Origin of the sequence: Streptococcus varani (assembly GCF_001375655.1) — a bacterium.
In the GTDB taxonomy this organism is placed as follows: domain Bacteria; phylum Bacillota; class Bacilli; order Lactobacillales; family Streptococcaceae; genus Streptococcus; species Streptococcus varani.
On sequence record NZ_CTEN01000002.1, the window covers coordinates 1 to 14055 of the forward strand.

Here is a 14055-nt window from a genome sequence, read left to right on the forward strand (position 1 = left end):
GAGGATTTTTTAATCCCAGCACTTTCATAGGAACCAGGACAAAGTCCCGCCCAAGAAGCTAAGTGTCCATCTGTTTCAAAACTATCTACGTTTGGTCCAATTTCAGCTAAAACAGTGGCTGCACAGGCTTCACTCACACCAGGAATGGTTTGGAGTAATCGATTTTCTTCAGGGAAACTCCTTTGCGATGTAAGTCTGTATTTCGCTGGTCAATTTATCCATAAGTTCTTGATACATCCGATATTCTTCCAAACTCTGATTCAATAGAAAACGATCTTCCAGTGATAACTTCCCATTCATGGCCTCAACTAGTTCCTCAGGACTCGCTTTAACATGCTTGTGAAGGCAAGCTGATACACTATCACAGTCAATGACTTCCCCGTTAATAAAGAGTGTTAGAAGGGATTGGCCTGTCTTGGAGAAGATATCAGAAAGATAGCTGGTTAGTTTAATGTTGGCACGCTGTAAGAGATTATGAATTTCGTTTTTGACTTGTGTTTGACGCTGTTTATAAGAACGTAGCCGACGAGTGAGTAAACGCAATTGCATGACCTCGGGACTGGGAATATAAGATAGCGAAATGAGACCACACCGACCCAGTTGAGCGATCCACTCTGCATCTTTCACATCCGTTTTTCGACCAGGAACATTTTTGATGTGTTGTGGATTAGCTAGAACAAGGACTAAATCGGAATCAGAGAAAATATTAAAAAGAGGGAGCCAATATTGGCCAGTAGACTCAAAGAAGACATGGGTCACACGGTTTTCCTCTAGCCAGGCTAGAGCATTTTGAAGGGCGACTGTCGTTGTCCCGAATTTCTTCTGAATTTTCTTAGGTTTGTTGGTATCTAGTGGACCATCTAGGATACAACAAACAATGGATTTTTGGTGGACATCAATACCGCAGCAGGTTTCAATCATGACTTCCATACGAAAAGCCTCCTATTCTAATCTTGAACAATGGAATAAGAGGCTTCTTGTAATTTTATTTTCACGCTCCAGGCGTATTCGAGTTATCTCATGACTCTTATTCATCCAGTTTTCTGTACAGGCTAGGCAAAGCCCTATTAAAGACCACGGATTTGTATTGTTCATCTCTATTATATGTCGAAAATCTTTTTCTGTCATGAGTTAGCAGGTGAAAACTGCTTAGAGTTTTCTGTGTAAATAGTGGTATAATGGAGGGGTGAGTAAATGTAAATTGTAGGGGTTAAGAAATGGTTCTAATACTCTATTTAATATCTTAATCAAAGGAAATAAAAATGAAAATACAGTTAATCAATTTTACTGGAAGTAACAAGAAGGGATATAAGATTTCTGAGTGCAATAGTTTTGGAAATGCAAAATCTTTAGATATGTTTGATATAAATATCATTGACTTGAGTGATGAAGATATTTGGAAAAACTATTCATATAGCAAATCATTCTCCGAACTTGCTATTGACAATGATTTTTTAACTCTTATGGATAGTATTTATAATTCTAATAAATCTAAGATTATATATGTATTACCAGTAAATTATCATTTTAAAACGGAGTATCAAACTGATACTTACAATGGAAAAAAATATCATAATGTTCGTGTTTTACTGAAAGACTTAGGTGATAGATTTAGTTACAATTTAAAAAAGATTATTTATCCCTCGAACTTTAATATTAGTTACGAAAGAACTGATACAACAATAGGAGAGCAAAACGTTTCTGCTGACTTTTATTTTTCAAAATATTATTCGGATGAAATAGAGAATCCTATATATTCTAATATAAGCAATAAACTAGTTTCGTTTTCGCAAGATAGGTTTACTTTTTCTTGTTTACAATTAACAAATAATGATGAGTTTCAAGCATTTTTATCATCAATTTATCCTGAAGATAATTCCGAACAAAATGTACCAGAGTGGTTTTTGAGTGTAAACTTATTTGATGATGGTGTTCAGAAAACGATTGTATCGAATGAAAAAGACATCATAATTGAAGCAAAAAGAAAAATTGACGATGCTGAGCGAATCCTTAAAAAAAATAATTATTATAAATCCATCTTGTATAAGACCGGTCAAGAACTAGAAGATATTTTAGTAGAGATGCTGTCCGAAATGTTTGAAGTTAGAGAGGAATTTGCTGACAATAAAGATGAAGATTTTTCTTTCAATAAAGATAATAAGCATTATGTTTTCGAATTCAAGGGAGTAACAAAAGACATAAAGAAAACTAATATACCACAACTTATAACGCATGTTTATAAATATGCTGAAACTAATAGTATTGACGAAAATAACATTAGAAGAATAATAATTGCCAACAGATTTAAGGATGAAAATGTAGAGGACAGATTACCAGTAAATAAAAATATTATCGATCTAGCTAAGAATCCTTTTAATAGTGTACTCATTATTGATTCTTTACAATTTTTAAAGATGTTTGAAAAATATAAGAATGGTTATTGGGATTCTAAAGCATGTTTAGCATTATTAGATCAAGTTGGATTGTTAGAAATAGGAGAATAAAAAGTGTCAAAAAACAATATCCCCAAAGTCAGGTTTGTAGGATTTGAAGATGAGTGGGAAACAATTCGATTAGGTGATGTTTCTCCATTAAGAGGTGGATTTGCATTTAAAAGTGAAAAATTCACTGGCACAGGTATTCCGATTGTACGGATTTCAAATGTGCAATCAGATGGTAGTGTAGGTGGGGATTTTGCATATCATGATGAATTAATAAATGATAGAAATTTTGTTCTATTAGGAAAATCTATTCTTGTTGCTATGTCTGGTGCAACAACAGGGAAAATATCTATCCTTGATAGTAGTAATAAGTATTATCAAAACCAACGTGTTGGTTATTTTGTTGATAACGATAGAATTGATTATACATTTTTGTCTTCAATATTAAGAAGTAAATATTTTTCAAATCAACTAAAATCTGTACTTATAGCCGGAGCTCAACCAAATATTTCATCGAAAGAAATTGATAATTTTAAATTTAGAATCACTAAAAATAGATGCGAACAATCCCAAATCGGCTCTCTTTTCTCCACAATTGATTCTCTTTTATCTTCTTACAAGGACAATTTAGAGAATTATCAATCCTTTAAAAAATCCATGTTATCCAAGATGTTTCCAAAGGCTGGGCAGACTATTCCTGAGATACGTTTGGATGGGTTTGAAGGAGAGTGGGAGCTGATAAAAATGGGTAAGATTTTTACTCAACAAGTGGAATATATTGAGCCAGATGAAAACAATGAACTTTGGAGCTTGACTGTTGAAAAAGGTTTAACACCTAAAACTGACCGATATAAACGTGATTTTCTAGTCAAGAAAACAGATAAATTCAAAAGGGTAAAACCAAATGATTTTGCATATAATCCAATGAATCTTACGTTGGGATCGTTAGATGCTAATCAACTTGGTAAATCGATTTCGGTATCAGGTTATTATGTAGTTATGTCCATTGAAGACCAATCAAAATATGATATTGATTATTTCAAAATTTTATTAAAAACAAGTTTTGCAATTTTTCAATACAAACAGTATGCAACGGGAAGTCTAATTGAGAAACAACGTGTTCAATTTCCAACATTTTCGGAAATTCCTTTTGCCATTCCCACTGTTGATGAACAACGTGCCATCGGCTCTTTCTTCTCCAACCTTGACGACCTTATTTCCTCTTACCAAACTAAAATTGATTCGTTAGAAACACTGAAGAAGAAGCTCTTGCAGGATATGTTTATTTGACGAGGTAGAGTTATGACTTGGAATGAATCTTATTTTTCAAAATTTGAATTCAAAATACACTCTGGTTATGAAACAGTTGCTATCTTGCTCTGCGATGTCATCAATGGGGAATTGTCTTTTCAACAAGTGGGCAATACTGGGATGATTATCGAAGATCATGCCTTTCATTTAAAAGAAAAACAATTATCTAAACTCTACAAATACATTCAAGTTGATGATTTTGAAGTTTACCGAAATAAAAAATTTGGGAAAAAGAAAGATATTGTTGGTTATCGGGATGGTATCTATATTACATTTAGGGGGATTTCTCTAGATGGAAAACCTATTCTGATTTATGAAATGCATTATGTCTATAAAGATTGGTATAACTCTCCAGCAGATAAGCTTTATGACTTTATTTCAAATACATATTTTTCAGATAAAAAATTTAAAAATTGTTTTATTTCATCAGGACTAATGGCATTTGTCTGTCCAAATTAACCTTTCTATTTACAGATGATTTATTAGCGGCTTTGTAATTTTTCAAATTAAATTAAGGACAAAAAGGAATACAAAATGGAAAATCAAACCTCCCAGTCTCTTTATCAGGCACTGTGGAATTCGGCGGATATTCTCCGCTCTAAGATGGATGCGAATGACTATAAGTCCTATCTTTTGGGCATGGTCTTTTACAAGTACCTTTCGGATAAGATGCTGTTCTTCGTGGCGGAGACCATGGAAGAAGAGACGGACAACCTGACAGAAGCTCTGGAGACTTATCGCAAGTACTATGATGACCCAGAAACGCATAAGGACTTAATCGATGTGGTGAAGAGCGAGATGTCTTATGCTATTGAGCCAGATTTGACTTTCACAGCTTTGGTCAATGAAATCAATATGGGTCAATTTCAGTTGGAATCATTGGCTCAGGGATTCCGCAATATCGAGCAGAATGACGAGATTTTCGTCAACCTCTTTGAGGATATTGATCTCTATTCAAAAAAACTTGGTGCGACGCCTCAGAAGCAGAATCAGACTATTTCAGCCGTTATGAAACAATTGGCTGTTTTGGATGTTGCTGGTCATGATGGTGATATGCTGGGTGATGCTTATGAGTATCTGATTGGTCAGTTTGCGACGGATTCTGGTAAAAAAGCAGGAGAGTTTTATACGCCGCAGCCGGTGGCTAAGCTCATGACGCAGATTGCTCTTTTGGGACGTGAAGACAAGAAGGGCTTTACCCTCTATGACCCGACTATGGGTTCAGGTTCCCTGTTGCTCAATGCTAAGAAGTACAGCAAGGAAGCGGGTACGGTTTCTTACTTTGGTCAAGAGCTCAATACCGCCACTTATAATCTGGCTCGTATGAACATGATTCTGCATGGTGTCCCCGTTGAAAACCAACATTTACACAATGCAGATACTTTGGACGAAGATTGGCCAACTCAAGAGCCGACCAACTTTGATGGTGTTCTCATGAACCCACCCTATTCAGCACAATGGAAAGCAGATGCAGGGTTTTTACAGGATCCTCGTTTCTCTGCTTTTGGAGCTTTAGCACCTAAGTCCAAGGCTGACTTCGCCTTTCTACTTCATGGCTATTATCATCTCAAGTTGGATGGGGGAATTATGGCTATCGTTCTGCCGCATGGTGTACTCTTCCGTGGCAATGCGGAGGGCAAGATTCGCCAGCATTTGTTAGAGGAAGGCGGGATTGATACGGTCATCGGACTGCCAGCTAATATCTTCTTTAATACCAGCATCCCGACCACGGTTATCATCCTCAAGAAAGACAGAACGGACCGTGATGTTTACTTTATTGATGCCTCTAAAGAGTTCGACAAGGGTAAAAATCAAAACATCATGACAGATGCCCATATCCAAAAGATTCTGGATGCTTATCAGTCTAGAAAAGATATGGATAAGTTTGCACATCTTGCTAGCTTTGAGGAGATCAAGGAAAATGACTTCAATCTCAATATCCCTCGCTATGTCGATACCTTTGAGGAAGAAGAAGTGGCTCCATTAACTGAAATTGCGACCAATATCAAGGAAACCAATGCTAAGATTGAAAGCCAAACCAAGGAATTACTAGGCATACTCAATCAGCTCAAAGGGAAAACACCAGAAGCTCAGGAAGAATTATCAGCATTCTTGAATCAATTAGATTTATAGATAACAATATTTAAGACTAGATTCCCTCTGGTCTTTTTCTAATGCTTTAGCCTTTTATCCATATCATTCTATTATGACTAGCATGATTTCAAATCCATACTTTAATTCAGAAATCTCCGCCATCATTTCGATTAGAAAACACTCACGAACTAATGCGAAGAAGATTCCATTAAATTTTGATAAAAAACGAATTATCTTGTTTAACAACTGTTTATATTTTACAATTTCCGTACATTGTGCTATAATCAATTATGGAAACGTGAGAAAAAGCGTAGCGATATGGTGATTCCATCATATAGGTAGGTTATAAAATCATTAGGAGTGTAGACAATGTTTAACGAAGTACCGGTTTTTGACTATGAGGATATCCAATTGGTGCCCAACAAATGCATCATTTCAAGTCGTTCGCAAGCAGATACGAGCGTGTCTCTTGGCAAGTATACTTTCAAATTACCAGTTGTTCCTGCCAATATGCAAACGATTATGGATGAAGGTATCGCTGAGCAATTTGCAAAAGATGGTTATTTCTACATCATGCACCGCTTTGATGAGGCTGCTCGTAAACCGTTTATTGATCGCATGCATGCGCAGGGTTTAATTGCTTCTATCTCAGTTGGTGTTAAAGACTACGAATATGATTTTGTCACTAGCTTGAAAGAAGATGCTCCTGAATTTATCACCATCGATATTGCTCATGGGCACTCTGATTCCGTTATCAATATGATTCAGCATATCAAGAAAGAATTGCCAGAGACCTTTGTCATTGCAGGAAATGTCGGTACGCCAGAGGCTGTTCGTGAGTTGGAAAATGCTGGTGCGGATGCCACTAAAGTAGGAATCGGTCCTGGTAAGGTTTGTATCACAAAAGTCAAAACTGGTTTTGGTACGGGTGGTTGGCAGTTAGCTGCTCTTCGTTGGTGTGCTAAGGCTGCTCGTAAGCCAATTATCGCCGATGGCGGTATTCGTACCCACGGTGATATCGCCAAGTCCATCCGCTTTGGTGCAAGCATGGTCATGGTGGGCTCTCTCTTTGCAGGTCATTTAGAAAGTCCTGGTAAACTAGTTGAAGTGGATGGAGAGCAGTTCAAAGAATACTACGGCTCAGCCTCTCAATACCAAAAAGGTGAGCATAAGAATGTTGAAGGCAAGAAGATTTTACTTCCAGTTAAAGGTCATTTGAACGACACCCTGAAAGAAATGCGAGAAGATTTGCAATCTGCCATTTCCTATGCGGGTGGACGAGACCTGAAAAGTTTGACTCGAGTGGATTATGTCATCGTTAAAAATTCCATTTGGAATGGTGATTCAATCTAATCTAGAAAAAGACTTGCAAAAGCAGGTCTTCTTTTTATATAATAAGGTAATAGGACCCTTGTGGTTTTACAAGACTAGTCGTGGCGATAAAAAGGAGTAAACTGATGAAGTTATTAGAAGACCGTATTCGTGAAGATGGTAGAGTTTTGGGTGAAAATATTCTTAAAGTCGATTCTTTTCTCACACACCAAGTAGATTTTGCACTGATGAAAGAGATTGGGCAAGTCTTTGCGGATAAATTTCGACAAGCTGGCATCACCAAGGTGGTGACCATTGAAGCATCAGGGATTGCTCCTGCCCTTTACGTAGCTGAGGCTTTGAAGGTACCTATGATTTTTGCTAAAAAAGCTAAAAACATAACCATGACAGAAGGCATTTTGACAGCGGAAGTTTACTCTTTTACCAAACAAGTCACCAGCACGGTCTCCATTGCTGCTAAATTCTTAGACAAGGAAGACAAAGTACTGGTCATTGATGATTTCTTAGCCAATGGACAAGCAGCTAAAGGTTTGGTTGAAATAATTGGGCAAGCTGGAGCAAGCGTTGAAGCTATCGGTATTGTCATCGAAAAATCATTCCAGGATGGGCGCCAGATTTTACTGGATGCTGGTCAAACAGTCGTTTCATTAGCTCGCATCGAAAAATTTGAAAATGGGCAAGTCGTCTTTGCCCAAGCAGATGCTTAAAATCAAGGGGGTGCACATGGTGTACTCCCTCTTATATCTTAAAATTACTAAAAGCAATGAGTAAGTTATGATATAAAAAGTAGAGGAGAATATATGAATTTAATTTGGTCCTATTTAAAATCCAAGCAAAAATGGTTACTATTGGACTGTTTTGGTGGGTTTTTATTTGTAGTGGTCAATCTGGGCATGCCTTTTATTTTAGCAAAAATGATTGATGAAGGAATTATTAAGTACAACCCTGAACGTTTGACATTCTGGGCGATGATCATGTTTGTCATTGTCATCTTGGGAATCGCAGGAAGAATCTCATTAGTCTATGCTTCTGGACGCTTGACGACGAGTATGATTAAGGAGCTACGAACGGATATCTATGCCAAGTTACAGACTTATTCCCATCACGAGTTTGAACAGATTGGTGTTTCCTCTTTGGTCACACGGATGACCAACGATGCCTTTGTTCTCATGCAATTTGCGGAAATGAGTTTGCGAATCGGAGTGGTGACCCCGCTCATGATGATTTTTTCTGTTGTTATGATTCTATTGACCAGCCCATCACTAGCATGGATCGTAGCAGTTTCCATGCCTTTCTTGGTTGTTGTTGTCCTCTATGTTGCGGTTAAGACACGACCAATTTCAAATCAGCAACAAAATACCTTGGATAAAATCAATCAATATGTCCGTGAAAACCTCATGGGCTTGCGGGTTGTTCGAGCCTTTGCTCGTGAAGATTTTCAAGAGGGACGTTTTGCGGAAAAAAACCAGGAATATGCCAACATTTCTAGAAGACTCTTTACCCTGACTGGATTAACAGAGCCACTCTTTGTTCAGATCATCATTGCCATGATTGTGGCCATCGTTTGGTTTGCCTTAAATCCCTTGGCTAAAGGAAATCTGCAAATTGGTGACTTGGTTGCCTTTATCGAGTACAGTTTCCACGCGCTTTTCTCTTTCTTGATTTTTGCCAATCTCTTTACCATGTATCCAAAGATGGCTGTTTCCAGCAGCCGGATTCAGGAAGTCTTGGATATGCCGATTTCCATTTCTCCAAATGAGGATGGCATTACAGAAACTCAGACACGCGGTTATTTGGAATTTGACAATGTAACATTTGCTTATCCCGGTGAGACGGAAAGTCCAGTTTTGCACAACATTTCCTTTAAAACCAAGCCAGGTGAGACCATCGCCTTTATCGGATCCACCGGGTCTGGGAAATCATCTCTGGTCAATTTAATTCCTCGCTTTTATGATGTTACTCTGGGGAAAATTTTGGTTGATGGTGTAGATGTTAGGGAGTATCAATTAAAAGCACTCCGTCAAAAAGTAGGCTTTATTCCACAGAAAGCTCTGCTTTTTACTGGGACCATCCAAGCAAATCTTCGCTATGGTAAGCAGGATGCTACCATTCCTGAGTTGGACCAGGCATCCGATGTGGCGCAAGCCAAAGAATTTATCCAGAGTCGAGATGAGGGTTATGACACTCACTTAGCAGAAGGTGGAAGCAACTTGTCTGGTGGTCAAAAGCAACGCTTGTCTATCGCACGGGCTATTGTGAAAAAGCCGGATATCTATATATTTGATGATTCTTTCTCAGCCCTAGATTACAAAACAGACGCAACCCTGCGTCGTCGCCTCAAATCTGTTACTGAGAATGCGACGGTCCTCATCGTTGCCCAGCGTGTTGGGACCATTATGGATGCGGACCAAATCATCGTGTTGGACCAGGGGGAAGTAGTGGGTCGTGGCACGCATGAAGAACTCATGGTTTCGAATGATATTTACCGAGAAATCGCTCATTCTCAGCTTAACAATCAATCACTAACGGAAGGAGAGTAAGATGAAAGAAAAATCATTATTTATCCGCTTGTGGGTTTATTTGAAACACTACAAGGCTACTCTCTTTTTAGCTATCTTTTTAAAAATTATGGCTGCCGTCGCCAATGTTCTAGAACCCTTTGTTCTTGGTTTGGTCATCACGGAGTTGACGAAGAATCTATTGGACATGGCCAATCAGGTACCCGGTGCTGGTATCAACTATTCATATGTTTTCTGGGTATTGGTCATCTATGCCATCCGAGCTCTCTTTTATGAGTTTGGAGCATATGGATCGAACTATTACATCACGCGCACGGTCCAAAATTCCATTCGTGATTTGAGAAATAGTTTAAGTCAAAAAATCAACAAGATTCCAGTATCCTACTTTGACAAGCACCAGTTTGGAGATATGTTGGGACGCTTTACGAGTGATGTGGAGACAGTTTCCAATGCCCTCCAACAATCTTTTTTGCAAATTGTCAATGCAATTGTTAGTCTGACCCTAGTTATCGCCATGGTTCTCTATCTTAATGTCCAGTTAGCCATGGTGGTCATCATCAGCATTCCCATTACCTACTTGGCTGCTCAGACCATCCTTAAGAAATCTCAGCCCTACTTCAAACGTCAGGCCAATGTTCTGGGAGATATGAATGGCTTTGTTCAAGAAAACTTGACAGGATTTAATATTCTCAAGCTCTATGGACGTGAGGAAGCTTCCGCAGAAGAATTTGCCAAAATCACAGATGAATTGCAGGAGGTTGGTTTCAAGGCTAGTTTCATGTCTGGGATTATGATGCCCATCTTACATGGAATCTCTGATATCACTTACTTGGTTGTTGCACTGTTGGGTGGCTTACAAGTCATGGCTGGTAAGATGACCATAGGGAATATCCAGGCCTTTGTTCAATATGTTTTCCAAATCGGCCAACCCATCCAAGTCTTGAGTCAGCTGGCTGGTATCTTGCAAAGCGCCAAATCCTCCTTGGAACGTATTTTTGAAGTTTTGGATGAACTAGATGAAGCGGCAGAGGCAAGTGAAACCCTAGCAGGCGATCTGACCGGTCAGGTGAGTTTTAATGATGTCCATTTCCAATACGTTGAGAACAAGCCTTTGATTCGTGACTTTACTCTAGAAGTGAAGCCGGGTGAGATGGTGGCTATTGTTGGTCCAACTGGGGCTGGCAAGACGACTCTGATCAATCTCCTTATGCGTTTCTACGATGTGACACAAGGTTCTATCACAGTGGATGGTCATGATATTCGCCATCTTTCTCGTCAAGAATACCGGAAACAGTTCGGTATGGTCTTGCAGGATGCTTGGTTGTATGAGGGGACCATTAAAGAAAATCTTCGCTTTGGAAATCTGGGTGCCTCTGATGAGGAAATCGTTGAAGCAGCCAAGGCAGCCAATGTGGATCACTTTATCCGAACCTTACCTGGTGGCTATAATATGGAGATGAATCAGGAGTCTAGTAATATTTCACTCGGTCAAAAACAACTCTTAACCATTGCTAGGGCTCTTTTAGCAGATCCCAAGATTCTCATTTTGGATGAAGCGACTTCCTCAGTAGATACACGCTTGGAACTCTTGATTCAAAAGGCTATGAAACGTCTTATGCAAGGTCGGACTAGTTTTGTTATTGCCCATCGCCTATCCACGATTCAGGAAGCAGATAAGATTTTGGTCCTCAAAGATGGACAAATTATCGAACAAGGCAATCACGAAAGTCTATTGTCTGATAAAGGTTTTTACTATGATCTCTATATGAGCCAGTTTAGTCAAGAAGCAGTATAGTCTTTTGAATTAACTTCAATACCTTGTCACTATCGCCTTGCCGTACTCCATTACTGCCTGCACCTCAGTTCCTAGTCCTAAAGATAATTCATTTGACTATATAATTCTCTATCCTTCAGTTTTTTAACTGGGGGATTTTTTATTATATTTTGCCTTTATTATAATTATTTCCAATTAAAGTTGGTAAACGCTTACTTAACTTTTGATTGTTTATTTATCTTTAGGTATAATAAAAGTCCAGCATTAAAATTCTATTTTAGAAGAGGAGATATTATGCCCAAACGTTTTACTTTAAAAAGTTTGCTTGCTATGTCCTTGTTCCTTTTTGCCTTCAATGGTCAATCGGTACAGACAGAGGAGAAGACGACTACGGTGCCAACAACCGTGGAAAGTACGCAAGTTACTGAAAGCCCAAGTACGACTATCAGTCTTCCTACAACTTTGGAAGAAGCAAGTCTCAAGGCGCAAAAAGAAAACCAGCCTATCAACGGTCAATCTGTTGCGGTTCGTATCTTATCAACTACAGATTTGCATACCAACTTAGTCAACTATGATTACTACCAAGATAAAGAAACACAGAACTTAGGCTTGGCTAAGACAGCTATCTTAATTGATAAGGCTAAAAAAGAAAATCCTAATGTTGTCTTGGTTGACAATGGAGATACTATTCAGGGGACGCCACTTGGAACCTACAAGGCTATTGTAGATCCAGTCAAAGCTGGCGAACAACACCCAATGTACAAGGCTTTGCAAAGTCTATGTTTTGATGCTGGAACACTCGGAAACCACGAATTTAACTACGGCTTGGAATTTTTGAATAATGTCATTGCAACTGCTGGATTGCCTTTGGTCAATGCTAATGTTATCAATGCCCAAACCAAACAACCACTCTTTAAAACCCACGAAATCATCCAGAAAACTTTTTTAGATGCTGATGGAAAAGAAGTCACTGTCAATATCGGTATCACAGGTATCGTCCCACCACAAATCCTCAACTGGGATAAGGCCCTTTTGGAAGGCAAGGTATTAGTTAACGATTCTGTTGAAAGTTTGAATGCCCTAGTACCACAAATGAAAGCAGAAGGTGCGGATGTCGTTATCGTTCTTTCCCACTCTGGTATCGGTGATGATGTTTATCAAAAAGGGGAAGAAAACGTCGGCTACCACATTGCCAACATTCCAGGTGTGGATGCAGTCGTTACAGGTCATTCACATGCAGAATTCCCAACAGGAAGCGGTACAGGCTTCTATGGTCAATATAGTGGTGTTGATGATGTCAACGGTACCATCAACGGAACTCCAGTCACAATGGCTGGTAAATATGGTGACCACCTTGGCTTGATCGATCTCGATTTGACCTTTACGGATGGTAAATGGACTGTGACCAAAGGTGTTGGTTCTATCCGCAAGATTGATACAGCGTCCAACGAATCAGACCCTGCTATCTGGTCTTTGGCGAAAGAAGCCCATGAAGGTACGGTCAACTATGTTCGCCAAGAAGTCGGAACATCAACTGCCCCAATCAACTCATTCTTTGCACTTGTAAAGGATGACCCATCTGTTCAAATTGTTAACAATGCTCAAGTTTGGTATGCTAAAAATCAACTAGCGGGAACGCCAGAAGCTAATCTGCCAATCCTTTCTGCTGCAGCTCCGTTTAAAGCTGGAACTCGTGGTGATGCGACAGCTTATACAGACATCCCAGCTGGTCCGATTGCCATCAAGAACATAGCAGACCTCTATCTTTATGATAATGTTACGGCCATCTTGAAACTCAACGGTGCCGATATTAAAGAATGGTTGGAAATGTCTGCCGGTCAATTTAATCAAGTTGATCCAAACAGCAAAGAGCCACAAAATCTGGTTAATACTGACTTCCGGACCTACAACTTTGATGTGATTGACGGTTTGACCTATGAGTTTGATATTACACAACCAAATAAATACGATCGCAGCGGTGAAGTGGTGAATGCAGGAGCTTCCCGTGTGCGTAACCTTCAATACCAAGGAAAAGCTATCGATTCGGCGCAAGAATTTATCGTGGTAACCAATAACTACCGAGCAAGCGGTAACTTCCCAGGTGTCCGAAATGCCTCTATCAATCGTCTGCTCAACCTCGAAAACCGCCAAGCAATTATCAATTATATCTTGGAAGTAAAAACCATCAACCCATCTGCGGATGCCAACTGGAACTTTACGGATTCTATCAAAGGTCTTGACCTACGTTTCTTGACTGCTGACCGTGCTAAGAATCTTCTGACAGAGGATACTAAGGATATTACATACCTTGGTGCATCGAGCAGTGATGGTTTTGGAGATTTCCGCTTTAACTATGTTGAGTCAGTTCATGTTGATCCAAGTACAACTGAAAATCCAACGACAAGTGCTGGACAATCTTCGCAAGAGCCAACCACGACAGCGCCACAGGTGACTACAAGCAAGGATCCTAAGAAAGAACTTCCAAAAACTGGTAGTAAGAATGGATACGTCTTCAGCTTGATTGGCTTCACCATGTTGACAGTGATTACCCTAAAAAAGAAGTCCGACCAACACAATTAAGAAT

General features: G+C 39.2%; 10 protein-coding genes and 1 pseudogene. 9 read left to right on the top strand and 2 right to left on the bottom strand.

The features are described from left to right. Together BN1356_RS13055 and BN1356_RS03525 are read right to left on the bottom strand one after the other, a co-directional pair. Positions 1-149, bottom strand: a pseudogene (locus BN1356_RS13055) (transposase); the annotation flags it as partial. Positions 150-168: 19 nt separating this feature from the next. Next, positions 169-930 (bottom strand): IS110 family RNA-guided transposase, encoded by a 762-nt coding sequence (locus BN1356_RS03525; RefSeq protein WP_093649747.1) that lies wholly within the window; start codon positions 928-930, stop codon positions 169-171. 332 nt (positions 931-1262) lie between these two features. Between BN1356_RS03525 and BN1356_RS03530 the strand changes: the two genes are divergently transcribed. The 9 genes from BN1356_RS03530 to BN1356_RS03570 all read left to right on the top strand — a co-directional run bounded on the left by BN1356_RS03530 (position 1263) and on the right by BN1356_RS03570 (position 14051). Further along, complete coding sequence (locus BN1356_RS03530; RefSeq protein WP_093650052.1) at positions 1263-2504, top strand: hypothetical protein; 1242 nt, start codon at positions 1263-1265, stop codon at positions 2502-2504. A gap of 3 nt (positions 2505-2507) precedes the next feature. Further along, the gene (locus BN1356_RS03535; protein ID WP_245620296.1) at positions 2508-3731 is read left to right on the top strand and encodes a restriction endonuclease subunit S; all 1224 of its coding nucleotides are present in this window, start codon (positions 2508-2510) and stop codon (positions 3729-3731) included. A gap of 12 nt (positions 3732-3743) precedes the next feature. Continuing rightward, positions 3744-4211 (top strand): hypothetical protein, encoded by a 468-nt coding sequence (locus tag BN1356_RS03540; protein ID WP_093650053.1) that lies wholly within the window; start codon positions 3744-3746, stop codon positions 4209-4211. 75 nt (positions 4212-4286) lie between these two features. Beyond that, on the top strand, positions 4287-5885 hold the full coding sequence (locus BN1356_RS03545) for a type I restriction-modification system subunit M (protein WP_093650054.1): 1599 nt from the start codon (positions 4287-4289) through the stop codon (positions 5883-5885). 330 nt (positions 5886-6215) lie between these two features. Continuing rightward, complete coding sequence (gene guaC / locus BN1356_RS03550; RefSeq protein ID WP_093650055.1) at positions 6216-7199, top strand: GMP reductase; 984 nt, start codon at positions 6216-6218, stop codon at positions 7197-7199. Between the two features lie 104 nt (positions 7200-7303). Next, positions 7304-7885 (top strand): xanthine phosphoribosyltransferase, encoded by a 582-nt coding sequence (locus BN1356_RS03555; protein WP_093650056.1) that lies wholly within the window; start codon positions 7304-7306, stop codon positions 7883-7885. A 93-nt stretch (positions 7886-7978) separates the two neighbouring features. After that, complete coding sequence (locus tag BN1356_RS03560; RefSeq protein WP_093650057.1) at positions 7979-9718, top strand: ABC transporter ATP-binding protein; 1740 nt, start codon at positions 7979-7981, stop codon at positions 9716-9718. Position 9719: 1 nt separating this feature from the next. Next, on the top strand, positions 9720-11492 hold the full coding sequence (locus tag BN1356_RS03565) for an ABC transporter ATP-binding protein (RefSeq protein ID WP_093650058.1): 1773 nt from the start codon (positions 9720-9722) through the stop codon (positions 11490-11492). Between the two features lie 273 nt (positions 11493-11765). Beyond that, on the top strand, positions 11766-14051 hold the full coding sequence (locus BN1356_RS03570; RefSeq protein ID WP_093650059.1) for a bifunctional 2',3'-cyclic-nucleotide 2'-phosphodiesterase/3'-nucleotidase: 2286 nt from the start codon (positions 11766-11768) through the stop codon (positions 14049-14051). The last annotated feature ends 4 nt before the right edge of the window (positions 14052-14055 follow it).